The organism is Butyrivibrio sp. LB2008, assembly GCF_000621565.1.
In the GTDB taxonomy this organism is placed as follows: Bacteria; Bacillota; Clostridia; order Lachnospirales; family Lachnospiraceae; genus Butyrivibrio.
On sequence record NZ_JHXZ01000015.1, the window covers coordinates 141,410 to 166,559 of the forward strand.

The 25,150-nt window shown below is 39.1% G+C and carries 35 protein-coding genes, 1 tRNA gene and 1 pseudogene; 32 read left to right on the forward strand and 5 right to left on the reverse strand.

The annotated features are described in order from the left end of the window. Window positions 1–93: 93 nt before the first annotated feature. The 4 genes from T356_RS0105485 to T356_RS0105500 all read left to right on the forward strand — a co-directional run bounded on the left by T356_RS0105485 (window position 94) and on the right by T356_RS0105500 (window position 3,832). Window positions 94–1,230, forward strand: a complete 1,137-nt coding sequence (locus T356_RS0105485) for an alpha/beta fold hydrolase (RefSeq protein WP_026513624.1) — start codon at window positions 94–96, stop codon at window positions 1,228–1,230. A 165-nt stretch (window positions 1,231–1,395) separates the two neighbouring features. Then, window positions 1,396–1,842 carry an Abi family protein gene (locus T356_RS0105490; protein WP_026513625.1) on the forward strand — a complete coding sequence of 149 codons (447 nt, stop codon included), beginning with the start codon at window positions 1,396–1,398 and terminating at the stop codon, window positions 1,840–1,842. A 72-nt stretch (window positions 1,843–1,914) separates the two neighbouring features. Then, entirely contained in the window at window positions 1,915–2,787 is an 873-nt protein-coding gene (locus tag T356_RS18490; protein WP_242846561.1) for an SDR family oxidoreductase, read from the forward strand. Between the two features lie 37 nt (window positions 2,788–2,824). Beyond that, window positions 2,825–3,832, forward strand: coding sequence for a hypothetical protein (locus tag T356_RS0105500; RefSeq protein ID WP_026513626.1), 1,008 nt, complete (start codon window positions 2,825–2,827; stop codon window positions 3,830–3,832). 500 nt (window positions 3,833–4,332) lie between these two features. Here the strand turns inward: T356_RS0105500 and T356_RS0105505 are convergent, their stop codons facing one another. Then, on the reverse strand, window positions 4,333–4,683 hold the full coding sequence (locus tag T356_RS0105505; protein WP_026513627.1) for a hypothetical protein: 351 nt from the start codon (window positions 4,681–4,683) through the stop codon (window positions 4,333–4,335). Window positions 4,684–4,938: 255 nt separating this feature from the next. Between T356_RS0105505 and T356_RS18495 the strand changes: the two genes are divergently transcribed. The 24 genes and pseudogenes from T356_RS18495 (at window position 4,939) to T356_RS21815 (ending at window position 20,544) form a co-directional block, all read left to right on the forward strand. Continuing rightward, entirely contained in the window at window positions 4,939–5,577 is a 639-nt protein-coding gene (locus T356_RS18495) for a hypothetical protein (protein WP_051563173.1), read from the forward strand. Between the two features lie 40 nt (window positions 5,578–5,617). Continuing rightward, window positions 5,618–6,319, forward strand: a complete 702-nt coding sequence (locus T356_RS0105515) for a metallophosphoesterase (RefSeq protein WP_026513628.1) — start codon at window positions 5,618–5,620, stop codon at window positions 6,317–6,319. Window positions 6,320–6,411: 92 nt separating this feature from the next. Next, window positions 6,412–7,452 (forward strand): hypothetical protein, encoded by a 1,041-nt coding sequence (locus T356_RS0105520; RefSeq protein WP_035780473.1) that lies wholly within the window; start codon window positions 6,412–6,414, stop codon window positions 7,450–7,452. 387 nt (window positions 7,453–7,839) lie between these two features. Then, window positions 7,840–7,911 (forward strand) — tRNA-Ile (locus tag T356_RS0105525). 370 nt (window positions 7,912–8,281) lie between these two features. Continuing rightward, window positions 8,282–9,034, forward strand: coding sequence for a tRNA(His) guanylyltransferase Thg1 family protein (locus T356_RS0105530; RefSeq protein WP_026513630.1), 753 nt, complete (start codon window positions 8,282–8,284; stop codon window positions 9,032–9,034). 17 nt (window positions 9,035–9,051) lie between these two features. Then, the gene (locus T356_RS0105535; RefSeq protein ID WP_026513631.1) at window positions 9,052–10,098 is read left to right on the forward strand and encodes an RNA ligase (ATP); all 1,047 of its coding nucleotides are present in this window, start codon (window positions 9,052–9,054) and stop codon (window positions 10,096–10,098) included. A gap of 18 nt (window positions 10,099–10,116) precedes the next feature. After that, the gene (locus tag T356_RS20190; protein WP_026513632.1) at window positions 10,117–10,704 is read left to right on the forward strand and encodes a metallophosphoesterase; all 588 of its coding nucleotides are present in this window, start codon (window positions 10,117–10,119) and stop codon (window positions 10,702–10,704) included. Beyond that, the gene (locus T356_RS0105545) at window positions 10,701–11,813 is read left to right on the forward strand and encodes an RNA ligase (protein ID WP_026513633.1); all 1,113 of its coding nucleotides are present in this window, start codon (window positions 10,701–10,703) and stop codon (window positions 11,811–11,813) included. Before T356_RS20190 ends, T356_RS0105545 begins: the two co-directional genes overlap by 4 nt. An 8-nt stretch (window positions 11,814–11,821) precedes the next feature. Then, window positions 11,822–12,025, forward strand: coding sequence for a hypothetical protein (locus tag T356_RS0105550; protein ID WP_026513634.1), 204 nt, complete (start codon window positions 11,822–11,824; stop codon window positions 12,023–12,025). Window positions 12,026–12,219: 194 nt separating this feature from the next. Then, window positions 12,220–12,933: a YkgJ family cysteine cluster protein gene (locus T356_RS20195; RefSeq protein ID WP_051563174.1), complete on the forward strand. Its 714-nt coding sequence runs from the start codon at window positions 12,220–12,222 to the stop codon at window positions 12,931–12,933. Between the two features lie 68 nt (window positions 12,934–13,001). Beyond that, window positions 13,002–13,607 (forward strand): type IV toxin-antitoxin system AbiEi family antitoxin domain-containing protein, encoded by a 606-nt coding sequence (locus T356_RS0105560; RefSeq protein ID WP_155838977.1) that lies wholly within the window; start codon window positions 13,002–13,004, stop codon window positions 13,605–13,607. 1 nt (window position 13,608) lies between these two features. After that, window positions 13,609–14,415, forward strand: a complete 807-nt coding sequence (locus T356_RS0105565; RefSeq protein ID WP_026513636.1) for a nucleotidyl transferase AbiEii/AbiGii toxin family protein — start codon at window positions 13,609–13,611, stop codon at window positions 14,413–14,415. Window positions 14,416–14,722: 307 nt separating this feature from the next. After that, a complete protein-coding gene (locus T356_RS0105570; RefSeq protein WP_026513637.1) occupies window positions 14,723–15,145 on the forward strand; it encodes a hypothetical protein in 423 nt (140 codons plus the stop codon). Beyond that, window positions 15,130–15,336 (forward strand): annotated as a pseudogene (locus T356_RS21765) (reverse transcriptase domain-containing protein); the annotation flags it as partial. The gene T356_RS0105570 and the pseudogene T356_RS21765, both read left to right, overlap by 16 nt. 114 nt (window positions 15,337–15,450) lie before the next feature. After that, window positions 15,451–15,804 (forward strand): type II toxin-antitoxin system RelE/ParE family toxin, encoded by a 354-nt coding sequence (locus T356_RS0105575; RefSeq protein ID WP_026513638.1) that lies wholly within the window; start codon window positions 15,451–15,453, stop codon window positions 15,802–15,804. Between the two features lies 1 nt (window position 15,805). Then, window positions 15,806–16,096, forward strand: coding sequence for a helix-turn-helix domain-containing protein (locus T356_RS0105580; RefSeq protein ID WP_026513639.1), 291 nt, complete (start codon window positions 15,806–15,808; stop codon window positions 16,094–16,096). Window positions 16,097–16,127: 31 nt separating this feature from the next. Then, window positions 16,128–16,595: an SEC-C metal-binding domain-containing protein gene (locus tag T356_RS21470; RefSeq protein ID WP_051563176.1), complete on the forward strand. Its 468-nt coding sequence runs from the start codon at window positions 16,128–16,130 to the stop codon at window positions 16,593–16,595. Window positions 16,596–16,624: 29 nt separating this feature from the next. Further along, the gene (locus T356_RS21475; protein ID WP_242846563.1) at window positions 16,625–17,173 is read left to right on the forward strand and encodes a DUF4298 domain-containing protein; all 549 of its coding nucleotides are present in this window, start codon (window positions 16,625–16,627) and stop codon (window positions 17,171–17,173) included. A gap of 178 nt (window positions 17,174–17,351) precedes the next feature. After that, window positions 17,352–17,822 (forward strand): cyclophilin-like fold protein, encoded by a 471-nt coding sequence (locus T356_RS0105600; protein WP_242846564.1) that lies wholly within the window; start codon window positions 17,352–17,354, stop codon window positions 17,820–17,822. A gap of 184 nt (window positions 17,823–18,006) precedes the next feature. Next, the gene (locus T356_RS0105605; RefSeq protein ID WP_026492917.1) at window positions 18,007–18,324 is read left to right on the forward strand and encodes an SCP2 sterol-binding domain-containing protein; all 318 of its coding nucleotides are present in this window, start codon (window positions 18,007–18,009) and stop codon (window positions 18,322–18,324) included. A 15-nt stretch (window positions 18,325–18,339) separates the two neighbouring features. Next, on the forward strand, window positions 18,340–18,819 hold the full coding sequence (locus T356_RS0105610; protein ID WP_026513642.1) for a YbaK/EbsC family protein: 480 nt from the start codon (window positions 18,340–18,342) through the stop codon (window positions 18,817–18,819). 16 nt (window positions 18,820–18,835) lie between these two features. Beyond that, the gene (locus T356_RS0105615) at window positions 18,836–19,348 is read left to right on the forward strand and encodes a nitroreductase family protein (RefSeq protein ID WP_026513643.1); all 513 of its coding nucleotides are present in this window, start codon (window positions 18,836–18,838) and stop codon (window positions 19,346–19,348) included. 136 nt (window positions 19,349–19,484) lie between these two features. Continuing rightward, window positions 19,485–20,210, forward strand: coding sequence for a MerR family transcriptional regulator (locus tag T356_RS0105620; protein ID WP_026513644.1), 726 nt, complete (start codon window positions 19,485–19,487; stop codon window positions 20,208–20,210). 193 nt (window positions 20,211–20,403) lie between these two features. Beyond that, a complete protein-coding gene (locus tag T356_RS21815; RefSeq protein ID WP_442856031.1) occupies window positions 20,404–20,544 on the forward strand; it encodes a DUF7713 domain-containing protein in 141 nt (46 codons plus the stop codon). 122 nt (window positions 20,545–20,666) lie between these two features. Here the strand turns inward: T356_RS21815 and T356_RS0105630 are convergent, their stop codons facing one another. From T356_RS0105630 to T356_RS0105640, 3 genes are all read right to left on the reverse strand, one after another. Next, window positions 20,667–20,975: a hypothetical protein gene (locus tag T356_RS0105630; RefSeq protein WP_197020879.1), complete on the reverse strand. Its 309-nt coding sequence runs from the start codon at window positions 20,973–20,975 to the stop codon at window positions 20,667–20,669. Further along, entirely contained in the window at window positions 20,944–21,243 is a 300-nt protein-coding gene (locus T356_RS18515) for a type II toxin-antitoxin system RelE/ParE family toxin (RefSeq protein WP_051563181.1), read from the reverse strand. The genes T356_RS0105630 and T356_RS18515 overlap by 32 nt, the downstream gene beginning before the upstream one ends. 201 nt (window positions 21,244–21,444) lie before the next feature. After that, window positions 21,445–22,317 carry a LysR family transcriptional regulator gene (locus T356_RS0105640; protein ID WP_026513647.1) on the reverse strand — a complete coding sequence of 291 codons (873 nt, stop codon included), beginning with the start codon at window positions 22,315–22,317 and terminating at the stop codon, window positions 21,445–21,447. A gap of 122 nt (window positions 22,318–22,439) precedes the next feature. On the opposite strand from T356_RS0105640, the gene T356_RS0105645 reads away from it, so the two are divergent. The 4 genes from T356_RS0105645 to T356_RS0105660 all read left to right on the forward strand — a co-directional run bounded on the left by T356_RS0105645 (window position 22,440) and on the right by T356_RS0105660 (window position 24,890). Beyond that, the gene (locus T356_RS0105645; RefSeq protein ID WP_026513648.1) at window positions 22,440–22,655 is read left to right on the forward strand and encodes a hypothetical protein; all 216 of its coding nucleotides are present in this window, start codon (window positions 22,440–22,442) and stop codon (window positions 22,653–22,655) included. Between the two features lie 20 nt (window positions 22,656–22,675). Beyond that, on the forward strand, window positions 22,676–23,674 hold the full coding sequence (locus tag T356_RS0105650; protein WP_026513649.1) for an alpha/beta hydrolase: 999 nt from the start codon (window positions 22,676–22,678) through the stop codon (window positions 23,672–23,674). 13 nt (window positions 23,675–23,687) lie between these two features. After that, window positions 23,688–24,017 carry a putative quinol monooxygenase gene (locus tag T356_RS0105655; protein WP_026513650.1) on the forward strand — a complete coding sequence of 110 codons (330 nt, stop codon included), beginning with the start codon at window positions 23,688–23,690 and terminating at the stop codon, window positions 24,015–24,017. Between the two features lie 87 nt (window positions 24,018–24,104). After that, complete coding sequence (locus T356_RS0105660) at window positions 24,105–24,890, forward strand: carboxymuconolactone decarboxylase family protein (protein WP_026513651.1); 786 nt, start codon at window positions 24,105–24,107, stop codon at window positions 24,888–24,890. A gap of 23 nt (window positions 24,891–24,913) precedes the next feature. On the opposite strand, the gene T356_RS20760 is transcribed toward T356_RS0105660, so the two are convergent. Beyond that, window positions 24,914–25,150 (reverse strand): transposase (locus T356_RS20760; protein WP_197020880.1); only part of this gene is annotated, 237 nt, incomplete at its 5' end.

A 25,150-nucleotide genomic window follows, 5' to 3' on the forward strand; every position in this document is an offset into this window, starting at 1 on the left:
ACACATTAGCATATTTACTTGCTATCGTTTACAACCTTATTCTATAATAATCTCGAAGGGGTTACAAGTGTTACACCAAGGAGGCGCGATACGATGGAATTAAAAAGATACAAAAAGGTTAATGGAATCAAACAATTCAATTTCCAGATCAACAGAGTGCTGACATATGGAGAAGAAGCTTGTGATGAAGAGCTGGTTATCAGGTATTTGTCTGATGTTCGTACAATAGAGGAATGGTATGAGGCATGGACTAAATTATCAGCTATAGCTATTGATAATAACAAGGTTATGCATGCCGCTTATTATGATAGAATGGCAGAATTCTTTCTAAAGCAGAGTGATAGCAGAAAGCCGGCACTATATGATAAATGCATTGAAGAATATCATAAAGCTTTTGAGCAGCTGGGTATAGAGTATAAGGCATATGAGGTTCCATATGAAAAAGGGTTTCTTAAGTGTATTCGAATGACTCCGGGAAATTACAAACAGACTGTACTTGTTTGCGGCGGATATGATTCTTTCATAGAAGAATTTGTACTTCAGGTTCGCAAATTTGTTCAAAAAGGTTTTGATGTGATTCTTATGGAAGGACCGGGCCAAGGCGATTGCGTAAGGCAAAAAATATATTTTACTGAAAGATTTGAACTCCCGGTTGCTTCAGTTCTTGGTTACTTTGGTGTTATATCCTGTACAATGATAGGAATATCATGGGGAGGGTACTTTGCCCTGAGGTCAGCAGCTTTTGAAAAGAGGATAAAACACGTAGTTGCATATGATGCTATGGACGATGGAGTGGAGGTAATGACTAATATTTTCCCCTGCTTTATATGCTGGTATATCCGCAAGCTCATAAAGAACGGGAATGAGACGAAGCTTATCAGGTTGTTGACAAGAATAGCGAAAAAAAGTGTATTGGCAGACTGGATGCTATCTCAAGGGCAGTTTATTACGGGCGCGGATTCAATTCCTGCGATGTATAAATCTCTTGGCAAGCATAATTTGACAGGTTTGTATGAGAAAATAGATCAAGATGTGCTTTTACTTGCCGGTGAAAAAGACCACTATATACCAATGTGTCAGTTTGAAAGATGCAGGGAAAAGATTAAAAATGCTAAATCTATGACATCGCGTTGCTTTACCATAAAGGAAGGCGGAGAACAGCACTGCCAAATAGGAAATCATAACATAGCTGTTGATACAATTCTTGATTGGATTGAAAGAATCAGCTAAAAAGATTGCGGAATTCTTATACAGGACATTGATGGTAGTTTATACCGGAAGATAAAGTGAAAAAAGAAAAACAGAATACGGTAACCAAAGCGGTGGCTTTAGATCGAAAGTTTTAGGGTCACCGCTTTTTTATTTAATAGGAAATTGCGCCTTGGCGGCGCAACCTTGCAGTTTAGAAAAAGTCCTTCTAGTAGTGAGCTTGCGTCAAAACATTCTCTTTCAGAAATACATAGATTGTATGATTTTGATTCTCGGTTTAGATCGCTAATCAGGCATTATATAGAAATTAATGAAGTTTATTATAAAACACATATTTCTAATGAGTTTGCATTGTTGTTGTCAGTGCTTAGAAATAAGTGTGCGCATGCTGCGAGGCTAATCAATACAAGGTATAATCCTCCGGCAAAATTGTCACAAAAATTTTTGAGAGATAATCCAAGCGTTAGTAATGATTCGCTATTTGCATATCTTAAGGTTTTGCTATATCGATTACCTTCCGATGATTTAAGGAATGAGTTTAAAAGTAAGTTATTTAAGCTGATTGAAGAATATCAAGATGTTGTGGATTTATCGCTAATTGGCTTTCCAATGAACTATAAAAATTTATTATGACAAAAGAGTTGGCAAAAGTATATTGTGCATTGTGGATGTTAGCTATTTTACAAAGAATATAAATGGTGATTTATGGGACGACTGGATAATAAACTGGCAATTGTGACCGGAGCAAATTCCGGCATGGGTATGGCTACCGTTGAAGCTTTAAGTGATGAAGGTGCAAAGGTTATCATGCTTTGCAGAAATGAAAAGCGAGGCGTGGAAGCATTTAAGAAACTGATGGAAAAGAAGGACAGGCAGATAGAGCTTATGCTCTGTGATCTGGGTGACTATTCTTCAATCAGGTCTTTTGCTTCGCAGGTAAAAGAAAAGTACAAGAGAATCGATATTCTTGTGAATAATGCAGGATTCATCTCGCTCGACAGGCAGGAAACAAAAGAAGGATTGGAGCGACAATTTGGTATTAATCATATCGGACACTTTCTTCTTACTACGGAAGTTCTTGATCTTATGGGAGAGGGATCTCGTATAGTGGTTGTTGCTTCAGGAGCGCATAAAGCGGGTAAGATTCATTTTGATGACATCAATCTTAAACGCGGATATAATGTTGTAAGAGCGTATTCGCAGAGCAAACTTGCAAATGTTCTTTTTGCAAAAGAATTGTCGAAGAGGCTTAAGGATAGGGGAATTACGGTCAACTGTTGTCATCCGGGAGCAGTCGCTACCAATATGGGCGTTAGCAGGGAGACAGGATTCGGAAAGACTATAACGGGGTTACTTAAGCCATTCTTTCAAACGCCTGCAGAAGGAGCGCGTACAGCAATCTTTCTTGCAACTGATGAATCGGTAAAGGACATCTCAGGCGAATACTTCTACAGATGTAAAATTGCCAAGTCGTCAAGGCGGTCCAATGATCCTGAACTGGCAAAGAAATTGTATGAGTTCAGCGAGGCTCTGGTAAAAGAAAAAACGCAGAATGCATTCAATAATTTCACGTTGTAATATAAATATTTGTATGCAGATAAGCGGGAGGATTGTCGTGATACAAAATAAATTTAAATATTCAGTGTTTTTAGCAGCTTCTTTGTTGCTTGTTTCCTGTAGTGGAATAGATAGCAATCAGATAGAAATTGTAAGCTCTAATGAGAGCACATCGGAAGATATAAATATTGCTGATGATGCCACAACAGAAGTTACTGATATAAGTGTGGAAAAAATAGCTGAAGAGGTTCCTGATGCTCAAAGCGGAGATTTTTATTATGTTGAGCTTGATTATGATAAAGAAGAGAGTATAGATATTGGAAATGATGGCAGAATGGATTCTCTTCTTTTAAATTCTGAAGATGGTGGCGAAAATGTTACCTTAATAGTGAATAATCAAAATATTAAGCTGATTTCAAGAGAAAATCCTGAATGTGGTGAAGATGCAGATGCTTTTTATATTCATAGAAAGGATGTGGATTACCTTATTACAGACAGATCAGGGTATTCTAATTGTATTGACGTTACGTTGTATAAGTGGGCTAACGATTCTTTTGAAGAAATAGATAGATTAGAGAAGAAGTATGTTTATAATTTAGAAGGCGAAAATGGTCAAAGGATAAAGGATGAAATATATGAGGATTATGTAGTTCTTGGCGATTGGTACTTTGATTCTTTTGGAACTTGGATCTGTTGTAAAAACTATACTTATGATGAAAATGGTTTTTTCACAGAAGATAAAATGTACAAAATACATCCTATTTCTAAAAATCAAGTTTTAACTCTGAAAAGACCACTTACATTATATGATGAGAATGGAAATGAACAGAAAACATTGGAGACCGGACAGAAGATAGTTCCTTATGAGGCTGATGCGCATTACAGGGATAACATAGATGGAAAAAGTGTAAATACTATGAGTTTTACATCTGAAACTGGCGAATTCTTGGGCTATATAACTTATGAATTCGAAAACTGTTCTACCGATGAGGATTGGGATTGTGCAATTACTGTTAATGGCGTAAGTGAAGATGAATTGTTTGAGGGTATTATGTATTTTGGATGAAATAAATTTACATGTTTTTTTTGTTACAAATTTTATATTTTGTGTTGACCATCACAACATATAAGGGGCGGTTCATATGGAAAACAAAGATAAGGGCAAGAACGAATCAAATAACGAAGTGGAAAATAATGAATAAGTTGGATTAGAATTAAGGCGATGAATTATGATAATACTCATCGCCTTTTTATGATGAAGGGGACATAATGTATCCTTAGTTGCAAAAGGTTGGATAGATGCTGAGCAAAAAGCTATTGATGCATATGAGATTGTTACAGGCTATGTGCCTATAGAAGAATTAAAACAATATTACAAACGTGCTATGGACATTTGTGATCAACTGAACGGGTAATTATATATTGGAAGTAGGATTTTATAATGAGTAAATGGAATCTGCAGTATTGGTACGGATATGAGAGAGAATTGTAAAAGCGCATTTTCTAACAGTGCGCTTTTATGAATTCCGGACGCGTTATGAAATTGCTTCCTCATCTATTTCTTGGTTATTCCAGACTGTCAATATGATCTTTTATGATTTTTGCACATTCTTCTGTACGATCCATGTATATTGCATGTTTACCATGTAAAGGAACATACTCACATTTTCCGATTTTTTCTTCTAAGGGAGTCCAATATGTTTCTTTGAATTCAGGTTTTTCATCAAAGGAATATGAAGCATCAATAAAGAGCTTGGGAATATCGTTTGGCTTTAAATTGTCCAGAACAGTTTTAGCATTTTGGTAAGATAAATTTACTTCAGACATATTTGCGTGTGAACCTGTTGTTTTTGAAAACATGGTAGAGCGGGAGATTGAAGATCTCCGCGTAGGCGGTTCGATACCGTCCGAATCCATTATGCTTCCTTGGCAGAGCGGATATGCACCGGCCTTTTAAGCCGAGAGATGCGGGGTTCCCTCGCGGAGCTCGGAGTCGCAAGCGTGGCATCCCCTGGATGCCTGCTACCCGTTTCTGGGACTATTATTTAATCATTTTGATAGAGCGATTTTCTGATTTATCAACCACGGGTTTATATACAATGGAATTAATCTCCAATACAATATATATGAGAAAAGGCATAAGTTTATTGATTACATGGTATAAGAAGCGAAATGAATATTGAAAAAACAGGAAAAACATGCATTGAGAAAAAGCATAAAGGTTTTGAGATGCCGGTTGATAAGATAAAACGATGGAAACGCAATATTAGGTTTATTTTTCAGCGTGTAAAGTATGGCTATTGTGATTCCGATGTATGGAGCATTGATTACTGGTTTTTGATGGTGATGCCTGGGATGCTGAAACAATTGAAAGACACAACTCATAGCTACCCGGATTTTTGCGGAAACACTTCACATGCATTGTTTGGTACAGGTAGATCAGACGATGTTGATAATGCAGGTATGAAGAAATGGGATGACATCTTGTCGGAAATGATATTTCTTTTGAATGAATCAAATGAGGATACCTGCACTAAGAAAAACAAATATGAAGAGGATTATCATAAGGCATATCAGGAATTTAGAGAAAAATATGGGAAACATGGACAAAAACTAAGAACAGAGGATGAAATTTCCAGGGAGAAACAAGAGGGCTTGTACAGGTTGTATCATCCAGGAGATGTGCCGGAATATAAAGAGATAGAAGACCGATATTTTGAAGAAAGTAGGAAACTTGACCAATATAGAGACGAGTGCAAGGACAGAGCTATTGATATGTTTAAAGAATGGTTTTGGGACCTTTGGGATTGATTCGGTCAATTTGTGATGGAATAATTGGAGATTTTTTGAAATGAGCAGAGTACTTGTGATTCCTGATGTACATTTGAAACCATGGATTTTTGATATGGCTGATAGAGTTGATGAGAACAGCTACGATGACATCGTGATTCTTGGAGATCTGGTAGATGATTGGGGAAAGGGAAATGATTTAGACGCATATAACGAGACTTTGGACAGGGTTGCTGAATTTGGAAAAGAGCATGACCATTCATTGTGGTGCTATGGCAACCACGATGTGTCTTATCTATGGGATGCTATGGAATCGGGGTATTCTGTCCAGGCAAGGATAACTGCTATTGAAGGTATTACCAGACTGGAGCGTGTTATTGAAGAACGTTATAGATTTGTCCATAAAATTGATGATGTGCTGTTCAGTCATGCCGGTCTTACGGAGAGTTTTGTCTTTAAGACGTGTGGATATCATATGAAAGAGATTGATGATATCCTTGCAAGAATCAACCGTATGGGTAAGCAGGAACTGTGGAGGGACAATTCACCAATTTGGGCAAGACCTCAGGCTGATTTCTACCGAATGTTCAGGGATGATTTCTTTTACCAGGTTGTTGGTCATACACCGGTAGAAGAGCCTCTTGACCTGGGAGGAGTACTGACATTGGATCTATTTTCAACATACTCAAATGGTGATCCGTATGGAAACCAGAAGATATACATTGTGGATACAGAAACGAGGAAATATATAGAAGCATTGTAATTTAATTATGAAAGTTTATGAAAACTATATTGAATTATGAAGAATTATGAAAGTATAATGGATTATGAAGAATTATGAAAGGATGTCATGTTATGAAAAAGAATAATCCATTTACTCTTACTTTTGGAAAACAGCCAAATGAATATATATCCAGATATGAAAATACAGATATGATCTTAAGTACATTTGAGGCTGACAATCCAATCAGTCAGGCATATCTTATCGAAGGAATCAGAGGAAGTGGCAAGACTGTACTTATGACTTCAATAACAAATGAACTTGGGAAGGATAAGGATTGGATTGTAATAGACCTAAATTCAACGCAGGATCTTATCAATGACTGTGCTATGCGCTTGATCGATTCCTGCAAGAAAATCCCGGATTTCTTTAACCAGGGATTCAGCATATCCATCGCAGGTTTTGGTATTGGTGTTAATGGAAATGATACTCCTCAGGATAACGTAAGCATCATAGATAATATGCTTTCTTCATTAAAAAAGCATAATAAAAAAGTAATCATTACTATTGATGAAGTAATGCATGATGACAACATGCGTCACTTTGCGAGTCAGTTTCAAATTTTTGTTAGAAAAGATTATCCGGTTTTCCTGTTAATGACAGGATTATATGAAAATATCTATGCAATCCAGAACGACCCAGCTCTTACTTTTTTGCTTAGAACGCCGAAAATAACATTAGAACCACTAAGCTTGCATCAAATAACGAAACAGTATGCAGATATTTTTCAGATTGATGAAGACGATGCCAAGAACCTTGCACGGATAACTAAGGGATATGCTTTTGCATTCCAAGCGCTAGGTCTTCTATATTATGAATATAGAGATGAAATGGAGTTAAGAGAAATTCTCCTCAAGCTTGATGATATGCTTGATGATTTTGTATACAAAAAAATATGGTCCTCATTATCAAAGCAGGATAGAACAGTCATTCTTGCAATAAAAAAGGATGAGACCAAAGTCAGTGAAATATGTAAGAAGGTAGGCATGACATCTGCTGTTTTCTCAAGATACCGTGATAGACTGATAAAAAAAGGTATAATCATATCTTCGGGACATGGTTATATTTCTTTGCTACTTCCTCGATTTGAGATTGTTGCTAAAACTTATGAATAAGGTCTCCTAAACAAGGAAATAAAACTAGAAGTGCCTGTCCTATTTATTTTGATGCAATCATCAATATAAATATGCGGTCGCTTCCTTTTTTGTTAATTGGATTAAAACAGAAATACTACGAAAGGTAAGGGGTTAAGCTTTCAATGAGAAATATGATGTTTACAAATTTCACAGCCATAGAAACCAGAGCATATGATTGCACAATCGATATGCTTAGTACTCGTGCGCTCAATTTGGCGACATCACGCGGCATAACAGGTATAGAAAGAAATAGAAGGATAGATTTTAAAGTCCGATGTTAGACTGATATCAGGCACATTGGAATAGTATCAGGGGGTTAGGATCTATCCGTGAAAGTGGGTAGGTCCTTTTTTAATATAAAAAATGATGGCGGTAGTTCAATGGTGAGAACCGGTGTCTTATATGCATCTAACCTGAGTTCGATTCTCAGTCGCCATATTAGGGAATAGTTAGCTGGCACTTCTTATTCCTGAAAAAATTAATACTTTAGCAGAAGTCCAGAGGCACGGGCTTCTGCACCGCGGGTCTTGGGGCTGCATGGGGTGGTCGCCTGCTTTGCAAGCAGGATATTCAGGTGGGTTTCCCACAGGGACTAGGCTGCGCCGTCGCATTCCCACAAGATTTATCAACCACGAGTTAACTGACAGTCAGTATGTATAGGGATATCATTTAATTAAATGGATTGTGCGCCGTCACATTAATCCGGAGGTGGTGTGAAAATCAGATGGTGTCCACCTATCGGGCGTCGCCGTAACAGTCGGATTTACAAGATTTGGGAAAATAAGTATAGCAGGGAGAGATGATAGAAATGCGTTTTGATGAGATGGACAAAAAGATGCGTGTTTACGAGCAGTCCTTAGATCAGGTATTGCTTCCAGATATTTATATGGTGGCAAGGCTTGATGGCAGAGGCTTTACAAGACTTACTAAGGAAGTCTGTCATTTTGAAGCACCATTTGATGAAAAGTTTAGAGATATGATGGTGAAAACAACAAAAACTCTCATGGATTGCGGATTCAGAGTGGTATACGCCTATACAGAAAGCGATGAGATTTCATTATTGTTTGCGGCAGATGAAGATGCATTCGGCAGAAAAGTGTGCAAGTATAATTCAACACTTGCTGCTGAAGCAAGCGCAGTCTTTTCGCTTGAACTTGGGATGGCGGCAACATTTGACTGTAGAATGGTGCCTCTTCCAAATGCGGAGAGAGTTGAGGATTACTTCAGATGGCGTCAGGAAGATGCTAACAGGAATGCGCTAAATTCACATTGTTACTGGATGCTCCGAAAGGAGGGCACATCAGTTCATAAAGCTACGTCAGAGTTGAAAGGAAAAGGTGTTGCGTATAAAAATGAGCTGCTTTTCAGCAGAGGAATCAACTATGATAAGTTGCCTTCATGGCAGAAACGAGGCGTAGGTATGTGGATGGAAGAGTATGGAAAAGAAGGATTTAATCCACTTACAGGTGAAACAAAGATGACAACACGTAAAAGAATACAGGTAGATTATGAGCTGCCGTTAGGTGATGAATATGGCAGCTTTATTCGGAAATTTACTTGAGGAGGATGAAAAGAAAAATGAGAAAATTAGCATCAATACAGAAGATAAAGGAAGTCTTTCCAATACCCGATGCAGACAGACTGGAACTTGTTCAGGTTCTTGGATGGAAGTGTGTCGGAGGAAAGGGAGAATTTCATGTGGGAGATCTGGTGGTCTATTTCGAGATAGATTCCTTTCTCCCTGTATGTGAGGAGTTTGAATTCCTGAGAAAGAGTTCCTACAGAAGTAATGATTTTATGGGTGAAGGATTCAGATTAAAGACTATGAAGTTCAGGGGAGAGATATCCCAGGGATTATGCCTTGGGATTGATAAGCTCTCAAAGCTTCAGGGGATGAGTCTTGAAGAAGGAATGGATGTGGCGGAAATCCTTGGAGTTCGCGAGTGGGAAATGCCAGAAAGGGCAGGATCAGGAGGAACCATGATAGGTGATCGGCCCGGATATATACCTAAGACTGATGAGACAAGGATACAGTCAGCGCCGGAGCTGCTTAATGAGTTTAAGGGGCTGCCTTATTACATAACAACCAAGATGGATGGTTCAAGTCATTCCATAGGTGTAAGGGATGGAGAAATTTCTTTTACCGGCCATAACTTCACTTATAAGGATGACGGAAAGTCAGCGTTTGTGGAGCATGTAAAAACAGCGGGTATTCCAGAAAAGATGAAGACATATGCAGAGGAACATGGACTGAGCTCTTTGGTTCTCCAGGGAGAATGGTGCGGGGAAGGAATACAGAAGAACAGACTTAGGCTTAAGAAGCCAGAGTGGTTTGTATTTACGGCAAGAGCTGATGATAAGAGAACTGACCTGGCAACGCTTAAGGAAATCTGCAGATATGTCGGATGTCAGATGGTCCCGGTGGAAGAGGAAGGCGATGATCTCTTAGCAAAGTATCCTGATGAGGCGGCTCTATTAGCAAGGGCAGAAGGTGTTGGATACAATGGGACAATAAGAGAGGGAATAGTAATAAGGCCTGTTACGCCTGTTCACTCTTATACACTTAGCGGACCTTTATCAATGAAAGTGATAAACAACAAGTATCTAATGAAAAATGATGAGTGATCATAGACGGGAGGCAGCATGATATCAACTTTATATGAACCATTCAGGCACTGGTCAGAAAATGGATCTGTTTATATCCTGTCTGATACGCATTTTAAAGATTCTGATTGTAAACTCATGGACCCTGACTGGATAGAACCAGATGAACAGGTTAATATCCTGAATTCTGTGATCATGAAAAATGACACATTTGTCTGCTTGGGAGATGTTGGAAGTCCTGAATATATAAAAAAGCTCAGGGTCAGAAAGAAGATACTGCTTCTTGGAAACCATGACAGAAGGGGAGATTACAAGGGTCTTTTTGATGAGATATATTCCGGTCCGCTATTTATAGCTGACAAGATCCTTTTGTCGCATGAGCCGGTATACGGACTTCCGTGGTGTCTTAACATCCATGGACATGACCACAGTAACATGGAGATATACAAGGAAGGCTGCAAGCATTTAAACCTTGCAGCCAATGTATGCGGATATACTCCGGTCAATCTTGGAAAACTGATAAAAGACGGGATTCTATCTGATATCGACAGTATACACAGGATCACGATTGACCATGCAGTGGAGAAGAAAGAAAAGAAGTGGATTAGTAAAGAGACACAGCAATGAAATCGAAGATATTAGAGTTTATAGAAAATAATACAGATAGCTGGGAAGAAAAGCTGAATGCAAGGCTCATTAGGATAAGCCGTAATGGTGATCTGGCATGCTTTAAGTATATGGCAGAAGCTGATTTCTCAGATCCACTGGTATGTGAAGCAAGAGGAATCATGATCGATGTGGTTCAGCTTTCTGTGGTCTGCTGGCCGTTTGATAAGTTTTTTAATGTACAGGAACAGTATGCTGCAGATATCGACTGGAATAGCGCCAGGGTGTTGGAAAAAATAGATGGCTCCATGATAAAGCTGTTCTGGTACAAAGGTGCATGGAGATTTGCAACAAGCTCCACTTGCGATGCAGGAAATGTTCCTGTCCCGGGATATAAGGATCTGAGCTATGCAGATATCATTAACAAGGCAGAGAATATAGCGGAGATACCATTTGATAAGCTGAATAAGGACTACACATATGTTTTTGAATTGGTATCTCCATTTACACAGGTTGTCATCAGATATGATGTGACTCTTTTATTCTTTCTAGCAGCAAGGAATAACAAGACCGGTGATGAGGCTGATAATGAGCTGCCAGAGTTCAAAAAGCCTGAAAGCTATCTGCTTACTACACTTATAGATTGCATGGAGGCTGCAGATAATCTGAATGACGGAGAAGATATTGAAAAAGAAGGCTTTGTGGTAGTGGATGCGAAACATAACAGGGTAAAGATAAAATCACCTGCTTATGTAGCAATGCACAGAATGGCTACTAACAGAGTGTTTACTGCAAAAAGGATGGCGGAGCTTTTTTGCAGCGGAGAAGATTTTTCCAAGCTGGCAAAGGACTTCCCGGAAGATGCACATATAATCAAGTATTATGACTGGCAGTTTGCAGAACTTAAGGCTAGGGCCGAGGATATGATGCTATATACAAGGCGTCTGTATGAAGAATACGATCATGACAGAAAAGCGGTTGCGATGATGATTAAGGACTCACCATATGCATGGGCGGGATTTAAGGCGATCGGTAACGAGAAAGATATCGATGACATAATGAAACTGGTTGTTCCTTCCAGTGCAGAGAAATTAATATCAGAGTACTCGTACGCCAATAATTTACTTTAGGAGGAAAAATGGGACGAGATGAGAATGTCATTATCTTCAGAGACACAGAGAAGATGTGCAATGAGAACAGCAGGCTTAAAGAATCTATAAGGAAGGCGAGAGATGGTCAGAGAAGATATGATGTAGGTGTTGATGCAAACAATTTCTTCCCTGTTTCAACAAGGCAGATTGTGAGTTTCTTTGAAGCTTACCGGCGGGGCGAGGATTGTTAAGAAAATACACAGATGAACCTGAAAGCATTATGCCGAAGGAGTGAATTTGATACATGTTATGACAGGAGAGCTTGATATTTAAATCAGGCTCTTTTTTTTGAAAAGCATCTGAATTTATCAACCACGAGTCGAATGACATGTGTCCGGCTATTACTTATCATAAATAGTAACATGATAGAAAAGAGGAGCAGCGGATGAATGACAGAGAAGAATTGATACAGGAACTGATGAAAAACCCCATAGGAAAAGATGAAACTTTTTATTTCAAATGCAGGCAGTGTGGTGAATGCTGCAAAAATCGAGTTGATATACTGCTATCACCATTTGATCTATGCCGCATAGCAAAAGCTTTAGGCAAGCATCTTCATGAAGTGCTTTATGAATATGGAAACCTTTATGTCGGAGGGACAAGTAAAGTTCCACTAGTTTCCCTGAATATGCGCAGGGATAATGGGAAATGTCCGTTCCTGATGGAAGACAATCGTTGCAGGATACATAACCATAAGCCGACAGTTTGTGCATTATATCCTTTAGGCCGTGGGGCAACAGGAGATATAGAGGGCAAGAGGAAAATCTTTTATATCTTACAGCCTACAGATTGCGGAGAATATTATGAGGCACATACACCACGTGAATGGTTGGGCGAATTTGAACTTGAAGAAAGTGAGCAATGGTTTTCTGTTTGGCAGGGAATAGTCATGGAAATATCTGAGCGCATAAGGACTGTCCTTCCTAAAATGCCGGGAAGAAGTGGCGATGAATTGTTGATGGGGATTGCACAGATTTTGTATCTGCGTCACAAACTGGAACAACCTTTGATTCCACAGGTAAAAGAAAATGCTATACTGGTTGGAAAAATGATAACAATGGTCGAAGGCACTTTAGCTAATGCTACAGGGCGGATGTAGGCGATAACAGTATAGAGTAAATATCGGTAAAAAATATGATATTACCGATATTTACTTGAATTAATTCTATGTACAGAGTATATTTAAGTAAAAGTAGGAATAAAAACATTTTTTACCGAGGATTACTTAAAATGATTCTGTCATATGAAGAAGCAATAAAAGAATACGGCTCAGATTATAAACTCAAGAAAGCCATAGATTCAGGCAATGTTTTTAAAATTGAAAATGGGATATATTCAAGTCGAAAGTACAATAATGAGCTGGAAGTTATATTAAAAAAATATCCAAAAGCCATACTTGCAGGAGAATATGCTTTCTATATTCACGGTCTTACAGATGTGATACCAGAGAAATATTCTCTCGCGACATCTTCCAAAGCGGCTCGGATTACAGATAAGAGAGTGGAGCAGCTATATGTGCGTCAGGATCTTTTACCACTTGGAGTACAGGAAATAGAAAAGAATGGAGCTGTTATAAGAGTATATGATAAAGAACGCATGCTCATCGAACTTCTTCGGAATAAGAATTCTATGCCTTATGACATCTATAAAGAGATTCTGTTAAATTATAGGGGAATAATTGGGGACCTTGAAATATGGCGGATCCAGAAGTATGCCGAAAAATTCCCTAAAAGCAAAATGATTTCCAAAGCCCTGGATGAGGAGGTAATGTAAATTGGATATAAATGAAATGATAGATATGTACATGGAAGATGGCCTGACAAGAGAACTTGCCGCAGCTAGGGTCTGTCAGGATGTTGTTTTGAAGGCTATATCGATTGGACCGCTAAACAGGAATGTTACAATAAAAGGTGGCGTTGTCATGCGTAGTATTACTAACAATAACAGGCGGGCAACACGTGACATAGATCTGGACTTTATCCATTATTCTATTTCTGATGAATCTATAAGACTGTTTGTAGAGAAATTAAACTGCATAGATGGGCTCAATATTGCAATCACCGGCGATATCAAAGAACTAAAACATCAGGATTATCATGGGAAAAGTATAGAAGTATTGATCACTGATGAATCCGGAAACAGCATCAGCAGCAAGATCGACATTGGGGTACATAAGGATCTGGACGTCGAACAGGAAGAGTACTGCTTTGATGTTTGTATGGATGAAAACGGGGCGAGCCTGTTGAAAAACACAGTTGAACAGTCTTTTACAGAGAAATTGCGTTCTCTTCTGATATTTGGCAGCAATAGTCGAAGATACAAGGATATTTACGACATGTATTATCAAAAGACAGTTGCTAAAAGAGATAAGCTTTTAAATTTGATTGACCACTATATATTTTCAGACTCTGGAATGAGAGAAAACACGATGGGAGAAATTATTACTCGAGTGTCGAATACATTTAAAGATAAACAATATTTGAAAAGAGTTGATAGCTCCAGGCAACGCTGGGTGGATGACGATATAAACGAAATAGCAGATGCCATTGTAAAATATCTGTCTGACCTTAATGTTTTGTAATAATCGATGAATAGTTTTAAATCATGATGGCAGCTCATTACTTATTGGACGATAACATGGTTGATGTTACTATAAAAGAAAAATGTTATTGAAAAGAAGAAATAATAAGAGAGCATCAGTTCACGAGTGTAAATGCACTTGTGGCTGGTGCTTTTTCTTTTGTCCTTTTGTTCGAAAATCTCGAACCCAAAGTTCTATTTCTAAGAGAACGTATTATTCCGTCACGTTCCGTAGAATTACATATGTAAGCAAGAGGTACAGCTTAGCCGGCTAACCTGACCTCCGGGTTTCAAACAGGAGGTGCGATATGAGCATTACAGAAGATGAACTTGTTGATTCTTATGGAACAGGCAATGCGAAAGAAAGATTTGATCTGATCTACGAGAACTACTCTGTGTTCCCGCAGCTGGTTGATTGTTTTGAAATTGGGCTGTTCAACACAATCCTTAATGAGAAGGAATACAACAGAAGAGCCAAGAACAGTGCTGATCTCGGAGTAAGAGTTCAGACAAGCAATAAAAGCGATCCTACAGCAAAGATGGCTGTTGAGAGAGTAATGATCCGCGAAGCAATAGAACGATGTGATATGGATGGCGGGATCCTCAAGGACACGGATAATCCTGAAAAACATAAAAAGGATATATGGACGATAGCCATGATGCGCAGGGAATACGAAGTGTTTGATTCATTTCTGAATGCGCTCAAAGGTGATGAGTATCAGATTACTTAGCACAGGTATTAACACCAATCTATGAGGAACAATTCCATGACCACAGTTATGGATTCAGACCTAATAGATGTGCACAGCAAGCAATCCTAACAGCGCTCGATATGATGAATGATGGTAATGACTGGATTGTAGATATTGACTTGGAAAAGTTCTTCGACACAGTTAATCACGATAAACTTATAGTATGTTTGTTAGATTCAATAATTATTGTGTTAAAGGTATGTGGAGTGACGAAGTAATGAAGAAATGCAAGTGTTGACTGGTTGAGATATATCTCATATAATGATTACAGAAAAGGAAATTTTATGGCTTTTGAAATTGAATTATATTCAAGCGAAGATGGGAAGGAACCTGTAGCAGAGTTTTTAGATTCTCTGGATTCTAAAATGTCTGCAAAACTGGTAGGACTTATGGAAATACTGGAAGAGAAAGGAACAGAATTACGTATGCCCTATTCAGAATATCTTGAGGATGGTATTTTTGAACTTCGCTGTAAACAAGGAAGTAATATCACAAGAGTGATGTATTTCTTTTACGTAGGAAATAAGATAGTAGCGACAAACGGATTTGTAAAGAAAACACAAAAGACTCCGGCTAAAGAGCTTAAGATAGCAAAAGAACGTCGTACAGATTGGTTAAGTCGCCATAAGGAGGGCTGACATGAATCTTAAAGAGTATAAAACAAAAAAGATGAATGATCCGGAATTTGCAAAGGCATATGAGGAAATCCAACCGGAAATGAATGTGATCCGCGCAATCATAGATGCTCGCATTTCACAGAATATAACACAGAAAGAACTTGCTGAGAGAACCGGAATCGCTCAGACTGAGATCAGCAAGTTGGAGAATGGAACAAGAAATCCGTCTATTAAACTATTACAGAGACTTGCGGATGGGATGGATATGGTTTTGAATATATCGTTCACACCCAAAGCAAGTGTCAGAAAATGACACAGATAGCTATTTACTGAGGTTATGAGAAATGAAAAATGAGGATTCAAATAGTGTAAATGCAAATGGTGAATTGAATGAACTGATGGATAAACTCAGTAATTATCCGGATTTGGCTAAGCGCCTTTTAGATGCTTACACAGAGTATGGAGAAAACTTGCAGCATATCGTGGATAGAGCTAATAAACAGAAAGAGGAATCCGGAAGAGAAGAGTTGTCTCCCGAGGAAAGTGAAGAACTTGCAAAACTGGATGATGAGGCAAAACTAAGCTTTTATACTAAGGAGAAAGAAATACTTGTTGAGGCTGTGCTCAGGCAGCAGGAAGAGCATGATAGCAAGGGAGAACAGCTCAAAAACCTAAAGACAGAGTATCGTAGAATAAAAATGTTTGAGGATAGAGAAAAAGTTGGACATAAAGTCTATCCGAATGATCCATGTCCATGTGGCTCGGGAAAAAAGTATAAAAAGTGTTGTGCAAAGAAAGAGCTGGAGATTTAGTTGTAAAAACCAGAAGGATTGTCACTAACATGAGCAAAAAGAAATCACCACCCAAAATGAAACGCTTTGAAGATCTCAAAAAGAATTCGAAAGCCAGATGCACCAACCTGATGTATGTTATCTATAAGGAACAGATGAAGGAAGGTTATTCAGACGACGAGGCACATGCGCGTGTTGCAGAACTATTAAAGAGTAGAGGCATACTTCTTTTTCCGGAGAATGCAGCACAGAGATATGATCATAAGAAAAATCATTTTTCTAAGCGATTGAAAAGAGATATTGTTCCGCCGAATCTTAACAAAATGGAATCAATACTCCAGCAGGCAACCAAGACACTTAACACTCTGGAGGCAAGCATCTTTGATCTGCAGCATATGCAGGATGATATACAGAAGCTTTCTGACTACTATGGAAGTAAGCAGTGGAGAAAAGATCTTGAGTCTGAGGAACAGGGCCTCTTCCCTGAGGATCTGAAAAGAGGCGTTCTGTCTGAAGATGGCATTTACAACCTGCTTGAACGTAACAAAGAAATTATGGAAGTACTGAGATCATATCTTACAGAGGATAGATTACAATAATGGATTTTAAACAGCTAATGAAATCCGAGGAATACGACTTCCTCAGAACCAACGAAAGACTTGGAAACAGAATAATGCTTCTTGGCCTTGGTGGGAATTACGCCTATGGAACAGAATAGGAGACCAAGATACTCTTTTGGAGTGTTTGCATAGAAACTGACTGAGGGGTGATCATTAAGTGAAAAGAAGGAATTTAGCTTTGGCGATACTTACGCTAGCCATGGTATTGACAGGCTGCAGAGCTAAAACTGAATCAGATGTAACAATCATCGACTGGACCGGAGAGGTTGTTACAGAGGAGGTAAAAGAGACAGCTATGACACTTTCTATTGATGGAAAAGAAATGCCGGTTACATGGGAAGATAATGCCTCGGTAAAGGAACTGAAGGAAATTTGTCCTCTCAAAGTAGATATGTCAATGTATGGTGGCTTTGAGCAGGTTGGCTCGATAGGGCAGAGCATAAGCCGGGATGACAAGCAGATCACAACAGAGTTTGGGGATATTGTGCTTTATTCGGGCAATCAAATTGTTGTTTTCTATGGCTCAAATTCCTGGGCATATACGAAGCTTGGGCATATTGATCTATCTGAGGAAGAGCTGACAGAGATTCTTGGTAATGGTGATGTTGTTTTAGAGATAAATGGGTAAAAGGCGGCCTTTAAGAAGATAATGGATGCCGGTGCTGAAGTTTGTATTCTTCAGTCAAGAATATTAGGTGATAATTCTGATATAACCCCAGGCTATCATCAGCCATAGGGAAATACATATGCAGAGTAAGCGCTACTAACTATATAATGGTAAAAGAGACAGTTTTTTTCTGAGGAGGACGAATATGAAGCGTGATACAGTAGTTACTAAACTTAGAAAGCTGGCAGAAAATGCCGATGTTTCAAATGTGGATTTTCTTGCTGTTCAGGTGAATCTGACAGATCAAGATCCCGGAGTGTTCTATGTTGAAGTTAAGGATCACAAGATCAATATAGAGCCTTACGATTACCATGACAGGAACTGCGCTATATCAATCAAGTCAGATGATTTTAATAAGCTTATCAGTGGCAAGTTAGATCCTGTAGCAGCTTTTACTATCGGTAAACTTAAGGTTGACGGTGATGTAGGGAAGGCATTGGAATTTTCCAAGCTTCTGAAATGATCGGGGGTAAGCAAAATGGTCAATGAAAAGGTCAAAGAGTTTCTTGTCTCCAATAATCTTGGTGACAGGCTTACTGAACATACAGAAACGATTGATACAGTTGAACATGCAGCACAGCAGATAGGCTGTACCGAATCGGAGATTGCAAAGACATTGTCTTTTGTTGTAGATGAAAAGCCTGTAATTGTGGTAATGGCAGGCGATGGTAAGGTTAATAGTTCTAAGTTCAAATCACTATTTCACACCAAGCCACACATGATTCCCAGAGATCAGGTAGAGAGTATCACGGGATTCCAGCCAGGCGGAGTATGTCCTTTTGCTGTGGCTGATGACATCCCTATCTGGCTGGATGTATCCATGAAGAGATTTGAATATGTCCATCCTGCAGGAGGTAATGAATTTACTTCTGTTAAGGTAACACCATCAGAGCTTGAAGCTGTTACCGGAGCCGAGGGCTGGTGCGATGTGTGCAAGGGATGGGAAGAAGACGAGTAAAGAAAGGGGAGTTACCATGGAATTCAAAGAAGTAGTAAAGAACCGTTATTCATGTAAGAAATACAGTGAAAGAAAAGTAGACAGGGCAAAGCTTAATGACATCCTTGAGGCCGGAAGGCTTGCACCTACGGCAAAGAATCTTCAGGAACAGCATATTTATGTTGTTGAGACTGATGAGAACCTGGCTAAGATCGATAAGGCAACGCCTTGCCGTTATGGAGCACCGACTGTTCTTGTTGTAACATTTGATAAAAACAATGTATTTACATATCCGGGTGGCAAGAGAGATTCCGGAGTGGAGGACGCGTCAATTGTGGCAACACATCTCATGCTGGCTGCCGCTGATGCCGGGGTAGACAGCTGCTGGCTAAATTTCTTTGATCCAGATAAGCTCGCCAAAGACTTTGGTTTGCCTGAGAATGAAGAGATTTTGATGCTGCTTGACCTTGGATATGCGGCAGATGGCGCAGGACCGCTTGATAATCATAACAGCAGGAAGGAGCTTACAGAAACAGTAAGTTATATTTAAGAAAAGCAGAGGATCGGCAAAGAATTCAGAAATGGATTTGATGCCGATCTTTTTTTGCAGAATTATATATTTTTTGCTTGACTATGACGCAACGTAATAGTTTATGATGTAATCACACGTGAAGGAGATGATAGCCATGAAGACAGTAAATGAAGTGAGTAAGCTGACAGGAGTGAGTATACGCACGCTGCAGTATTACGATAAGATAGGACTCTTAAAACCGGCGGAGTATACCGAGTCCGGATACAGGCTGTATGACGATGCGGCGCTGGAGAGACTTCAGCAGATTTTACTGTTTCGTGAGCTTGAGTTTTCGCTTAAGGATATCAAGGATATCGTAACCAGATCTGATTTTGACAAGAGATTGGCACTTGATCAGCAGATAGAACTTCTTGAATTAAAGAAGGAACATATCGAAAATCTGATCAGTATGTGCCGTGGTTTAAAACTGAGAGGAGTGAGACATTTGGATTTTACAGCATTTGATTCAAGTAAATTAGACGAATACGCTAAGCGTGCGAAAGAACGATGGGGTAATACTCCGGAATATAAGGAATTCGAAGAGAAGAACGGTAAGCGGTCAAGGAGCGAAGAAAAAAGTATGATGGCCGATTTTATGAAAATCTTTGAAGAGTTCGGAGCTATGAAGGATCAGGATCCTGCTTCTGCAGAAGTACAGGACCAGGTAAGGAAGCTGCAGAGCTTTATTACCGAGCATTTTTATAAGTGTTCTAATGAGATTCTTTCCGGACTTGGTAAGATGTATGCCGGTGGCGGAGAATTCACCGAGAACATTAATAAGATGGGCGGAGAAGGAACTGCTGAATTTACTCACCGGGCGATACAGATCTACTGCGGATGATACAAATTTTTGAAAAAAGTAGGTTTTTGGTAGAAAAGTGGTAGGTTTTGAGTATTCTTTTTTCAAAATAGGTGTGTTATATTTACAATCCGAGATGCTTGCCTTTTACAGAATACCAAAGCTCTTATTCACAGACGCTTATTTCAGTGGACTTGATGCGCTTGCCAAGACATTATACGGTCTTATGCTTCTTATGAAGGATGGACATATATACAGCATAGGTGATAAGGGAGTGATCCATATCATTGAGGACGAAGACAATGGATATGCTCCGGCATTTGTGATCGACGGAATCAAGTTTACGCCTGAGGAGTTCGCGAGATTAAGGAACTGAAGCAGCAAGATTATCACGGCAAACGAATATACATAAAGATTGGCATAAAGCGTAAAGATTTATTACAGGTGAATGAAAAATCCCCCGGATAGGCAGAGTGTGCTTATTCGGGGGAAGATATTTTATAGTTTTTCAAGACGCATTTTGTATCCAAGAGATCGGATTACTGACATAAAAGTGCTGTAGGTGATTTTTTCGGCGCTTTCATTGTTTCTAAGCTTTTGAATCACGGTAGGAGAGACAGAAGCCTTTTGTGCAAGTGTACGGACTGAGAGATTTTCTTCTTCCATTTTTTGTATGATAAACTCGGAGAGAAGGAAATCATCATATTCCTTGTCGAACAAAGCCTTCTGCTTGGGATCATCAGTTATAAATTCATCAAAAGTGGATTTCATTGCATTATTCCCCTTTTCCATTCTTATTCTTTTCATCAACTGCCTTTTTATACGCTGCCATGTTCTTTAGCGCAGTGGACTTTTCGTTTGGAGGCAGCTTATCTGATTTCTTATGGTATACATTTGTGACAATAATCTTCTTTCCTGTGAAGAAAAAGCAAAGATATCTGTCCGGCTGAGGCTTAAAAGCGTATATATCATCGCCTTCATTCCGAAACTTGGTTTTATCGTAAATGGTACCAAAGTCGGCAAGTTTCTTTACAAGGATAAGAAACTTACGTTTCTGAACAGCAGACGCTTTCAAAAAGTACTCATAAGCCTGACTGATACCCTTGTCATCGAAATACCACTCGACTTTATAAACGCACCTTCGTAAATTAAACAGGTATCTTTATTCATGACTTAGTATCCAGAGAAGATTACCAGAAAATGTTAAAGGAGAAGTATAAGGCTAATGGAAAGCATAGAAGGTCATAGCTTCATACTGCTGTGACCTTCATGAAAATTACTTGAAAGTCTTTTTTATCTGCTCCAGAAATTTTTCCGCAATAGGAGTAAAGGTCTGATACTTGTTCCATATCAGATACAGCTCTGATTTTAGTTCAGGTGAAAGCGGTCTGAATACCATGTCAGTTCCTTCAGTATTTATCAGATTTTTAAATGTAAGAAGTATTCCAAGGTTTTCTCTTGCAAATACAGAGCCGTTATAAGAAAGTCTAAAGGAACCCTCAAGCTTTAGTTCAGGATATCTGTCTTTGGCCCATGCTTTGATTTCATTGTTCCAGCTCTGTTCTGAGACAAACAGAGGCTGTCCTGTCAGGTCGGATACACGAATGGATTTTTTCTTTGCAAGGAGATGGGATGAAGATATGATTGCTCCCCACACATCAGCTTCAGGAAATTTTACATATTCGTATTTATTGCTGTCAGGTGTTTCACATAGTACAGCAAAGTCTAAAAGGCCCTTATCAAGCTTTTCAGTAACCTGCTCAGTATCTCCGCTTGTTATATGATAAGTGAAATTAGGGTATTTTTCTTTTAACTTATAAATCTCTCTGGCGAGGTATCTGATCTGATAGCTTTCTGCCAGTCCAAAATATATATATCCACCTGTTATATCATCCAGGGAGTTAAATTCCTGTTCGATTTTATCTGACATGGCCACAAGATCCTGAGCGCGGTCACGCAAAAGCATCCCCTCATCAGTAAGTGAAATACTGAAGCTGTGCCTGACAAATAACTTTTTTCCAAGTTCTTCCTCTAATGCTTTTAATGTCTTTGAAAGAGTAGGCTGCGATACATGAAGCAGCTCAGCAGCCTTTGACATATTTTCTTCCCTTGCAACTGCAAGAAAGTATCTGAGATTTTTTATTTCCATTAAAACCTCCATAAAGCTGACTGGTTAAGTGTTATTCCAAAAGTGAATATCATGATATTTATTTTATTCATTAGCGAGAATCCGGTCAAGGATTTACTATGAAATCAGAAGGAGCAAAAAAGATGGATACAGAAAAGATTCTTGAAAGCCTTTCAGACATGGGCTGCAATGAGAAAGAAATAAGCTTTATGAAAAAGATGTATGAAGAAGGGGATACAGATACACTTCTTCGAGATCTCAGGAAATGCCGATGTCACCTCATGGATAAACTTCATGACAGCCAGAAAAAAGTAGACAACATGGATTTTTTGATACGACAGATTCAAAAAGAGAAATGATTAAAACGGAGGAATGTAAAATGATCAGAAAAGAAGAACTAAACCTTGTAACCGATTGGGATAAGACCTTTAAGAAAAGTGATAAGGTAGACCACAGCAAAGTTACATTTGTAAACAGATATGGAATCACCCTTGCGGCAGATATGTATGTACCAAAGAATGCAGAAGGTAAACTTTCTGCAATTGCTGTATGCGGACCTTTTGGTGCAGTAAAAGAGCAGTGCTCAGGACTCTATGCACAGACAATGGCAGAAAGAGGCTTTTTGACCATAGCATTTGACCCGTCATTCACAGGAGAGTCCGGAGGAAATGTGAGATATATGGCATCTCCGGATATCAACACAGAAGATTTCATGGCGGCAGTTGATTTTCTATCACTAAATGAAATGGTAGATCCTGACAGGATCGGAATCATCGGTATCTGTGGCTGGGGAGGAATGGCTGTAAACACAGCAGCTCTTGATACAAGAATTAAAGCTACGGTAGCTATAACAATGTATGACATGACAAGGGTAAATGCCAAGGGATATTTTGATTCCGAGGACAGTGAAGAAGCGAGATATCAGAAAAAAGCAGCTATGTGTGCTCAGAGACTTGAAGACCTTAAGGCTGGCGAATATAAGCTTGGCGGTGGAGTAGTAGATCCAGTGCCTTCGGATGCACCTTTCTTTGTAAAAGACTATTATGACTACTACAAGACTGACAGAGGTTATCACAAGAGAAGCCTTAATTCCAACGGTGGATGGAATGTTATTGGCTGTGAGTCTTTTGTTAATCAGCCAATCCTTAAGTACTCTAATGAGATAAGGAGTGCTGTTTTACTTGTTCATGGAGAAAAGGCGCACTCTTGCTATTTTTCTAAGGATGCTTATGCAGATATGATCAAAGACAGCAAGTATGCAGATAACAAGGAACTAATGATAATCCCTGATGCAGTACATACTGATCTATATGATGGCGGAGATAAGGATTATATTCCTTTTGACAAGCTGGAGAACTTCTTTAAGGAAAAACTGTGATTGGAGGTTCATGATGAGCATTACAGTTAACTTACGTTATAAAGGAACAGATGGTGCTGCAAAAAGATTTGCAGAGGAAATGACAAAAAGCGGAACGGTTGAAAAAATACGAAATGAGGCAGGCAATCTTAAGTATGAGTATTATCAGTCTTTGGATGACCCTGAGACAATTCTTCTGATAGACAGTTGGGAAGATCAGGAGTCTATTGATGTCCATCATGCTTCACCTATGATGCAGACTATCATGGAGCTTCGCGAAAAATATGATCTTCATATGACTGTAGAAAGGTATGTCTCTGACAACAGTATGCCGGATAAGGATAAAGATTTCATAAGAAAATAAGAAAGGGTGCCTGATGAAGAAAATAATTTCAATGCTACTTATCTCAGCATTTACTGTATTAGGGCTTGAATAGAAGGAGTGAGGAATATGAGCGAAAAGATTGTACAGACAGCAGGAAGGGAACAGCTTGGAGAATTTGCACCGGATTTTGCGCATTTTAATGATGATGTTTTATTTGGAGAGAACTGGAATAATCAGGATATTGATGTAAAGACGAGGAGTATCACTACAGTTGTGGCACTAATGGCGCAAGGAATAACTGACAGTAGCTTAAAGTATCATATCATGAATGCTAAAAATCATGGCGTTACTCAAAAAGAGATGGCTGCTGTTATCACGCATGTGGCTTTCTATGCCGGATGGCCAAAGGCATGGGCTGTATTTAATCTGGCAAAAGAAGTATATAATGAGCCTGTCACTGAGAATACAGACAAGGATCGTTATCAGAATACTATTTTCTTCCCCATAGGGAATCCAAATGATGCCTATGCTCAGTATTTTGATGGACAGAGCTATCTTGCACCGGTTTCTACAGAACAGATTCCTATTTACAATGTGACTTTTGAACCCGGATGCAGGAACCATTGGCATATCCATCATTCAAAGAGTGGCGGAGGACAGATGCTTATCTGTGTCGGAGGCAGAGGATTTTACCAGGAAGAGGGAAAAGAAGCACGAGAACTTCATCCCGGGGACGTAGTAAATATACCTGCTAATGTAAAGCACTGGCATGGTGCAGCTGCTGACTCATGGTTCTCACATCTTGCCATTGAGATAGAAGGCGAGGAGACAAGTAATGAATGGTGTGAATCGGTGGCAGAAGAGGATTATGAAAAACTCATAAATATCGTGCGAGAAAACCCCTTCCGATGAAGTCGGTTGTGGGATGAATCGCACTAGCTTTTCTTTTTGTATTTCCCCGTCTTAATGTATTTGCGTTTGTGTTCCTCTGTTCGTTGATCTTCAATGTATTTCTTGACAGTATCAAGAGAAACACTTCCGGTAGTGGCACAGAAGTAACTTGCACTCCAGAAGGGTGAATCTCCCCATAGGTATTTCTCAACGTGTGTTCTATATGTATTTCTCACTTCTTTGGACAGCTGTGATTTTAACGAGTTGATGAGTTTTACAGG

Bases quoted from the DNA above. Each gene is read 5' to 3' on its own strand.
- T356_RS0105630 (WP_197020879.1), bottom strand. From the start codon at position 20,975: ATGAAAAGAATAAGAATGGAAAAGGGGAATAATGCAATGAAATCCACT.
- T356_RS0105515 (WP_026513628.1), top strand. From the start codon at position 5,618: ATGAGCAGAGTACTTGTGATTCCTGATGTACATTTGAAACCATGGATT.
- T356_RS0105645 (WP_026513648.1), top strand. From the start codon at position 22,440: ATGGATACAGAAAAGATTCTTGAAAGCCTTTCAGACATGGGCTGCAAT.
- T356_RS0105560 (WP_155838977.1), top strand. From the start codon at position 13,002: ATGTACAGAGTATATTTAAGTAAAAGTAGGAATAAAAACATTTTTTAC.
- T356_RS0105620 (WP_026513644.1), top strand. From the start codon at position 19,485: ATGAAGACAGTAAATGAAGTGAGTAAGCTGACAGGAGTGAGTATACGC.
- T356_RS0105605 (WP_026492917.1), top strand. From the start codon at position 18,007: ATGAAGCGTGATACAGTAGTTACTAAACTTAGAAAGCTGGCAGAAAAT.
- T356_RS0105580 (WP_026513639.1), top strand. From the start codon at position 15,806: ATGAATCTTAAAGAGTATAAAACAAAAAAGATGAATGATCCGGAATTT.
- T356_RS21475 (WP_242846563.1), top strand. From the start codon at position 16,625: ATGAGCAAAAAGAAATCACCACCCAAAATGAAACGCTTTGAAGATCTC.
- T356_RS18490 (WP_242846561.1), top strand. From the start codon at position 1,915: ATGGGACGACTGGATAATAAACTGGCAATTGTGACCGGAGCAAATTCC.
- T356_RS0105520 (WP_035780473.1), top strand. From the start codon at position 6,412: ATGAAAAAGAATAATCCATTTACTCTTACTTTTGGAAAACAGCCAAAT.
- T356_RS0105550 (WP_026513634.1), top strand. From the start codon at position 11,822: ATGGGACGAGATGAGAATGTCATTATCTTCAGAGACACAGAGAAGATG.
- T356_RS0105655 (WP_026513650.1), top strand. From the start codon at position 23,688: ATGAGCATTACAGTTAACTTACGTTATAAAGGAACAGATGGTGCTGCA.
- T356_RS0105615 (WP_026513643.1), top strand. From the start codon at position 18,836: ATGGAATTCAAAGAAGTAGTAAAGAACCGTTATTCATGTAAGAAATAC.
- T356_RS0105570 (WP_026513637.1), top strand. From the start codon at position 14,723: ATGAGCATTACAGAAGATGAACTTGTTGATTCTTATGGAACAGGCAAT.
- T356_RS0105485 (WP_026513624.1), top strand. From the start codon at position 94: ATGGAATTAAAAAGATACAAAAAGGTTAATGGAATCAAACAATTCAAT.
- T356_RS20190 (WP_026513632.1), top strand. From the start codon at position 10,117: ATGATATCAACTTTATATGAACCATTCAGGCACTGGTCAGAAAATGGA.
- T356_RS21815 (WP_442856031.1), top strand. From the start codon at position 20,404: ATGAAGGATGGACATATATACAGCATAGGTGATAAGGGAGTGATCCAT.
- T356_RS0105650 (WP_026513649.1), top strand. From the start codon at position 22,676: ATGATCAGAAAAGAAGAACTAAACCTTGTAACCGATTGGGATAAGACC.
- T356_RS0105610 (WP_026513642.1), top strand. From the start codon at position 18,340: ATGGTCAATGAAAAGGTCAAAGAGTTTCTTGTCTCCAATAATCTTGGT.
- T356_RS0105530 (WP_026513630.1), top strand. From the start codon at position 8,282: ATGCGTTTTGATGAGATGGACAAAAAGATGCGTGTTTACGAGCAGTCC.
- T356_RS21470 (WP_051563176.1), top strand. From the start codon at position 16,128: ATGAAAAATGAGGATTCAAATAGTGTAAATGCAAATGGTGAATTGAAT.
- T356_RS0105545 (WP_026513633.1), top strand. From the start codon at position 10,701: ATGAAATCGAAGATATTAGAGTTTATAGAAAATAATACAGATAGCTGG.
- T356_RS0105575 (WP_026513638.1), top strand. From the start codon at position 15,451: ATGGCTTTTGAAATTGAATTATATTCAAGCGAAGATGGGAAGGAACCT.
- T356_RS0105660 (WP_026513651.1), top strand. From the start codon at position 24,105: ATGAGCGAAAAGATTGTACAGACAGCAGGAAGGGAACAGCTTGGAGAA.
- T356_RS0105505 (WP_026513627.1), bottom strand. From the start codon at position 4,683: ATGGATTCGGACGGTATCGAACCGCCTACGCGGAGATCTTCAATCTCC.
- T356_RS20195 (WP_051563174.1), top strand. From the start codon at position 12,220: ATGAATGACAGAGAAGAATTGATACAGGAACTGATGAAAAACCCCATA.
- T356_RS0105535 (WP_026513631.1), top strand. From the start codon at position 9,052: ATGAGAAAATTAGCATCAATACAGAAGATAAAGGAAGTCTTTCCAATA.
- T356_RS18495 (WP_051563173.1), top strand. From the start codon at position 4,939: ATGAATATTGAAAAAACAGGAAAAACATGCATTGAGAAAAAGCATAAA.
- T356_RS0105640 (WP_026513647.1), bottom strand. From the start codon at position 22,317: ATGGAAATAAAAAATCTCAGATACTTTCTTGCAGTTGCAAGGGAAGAA.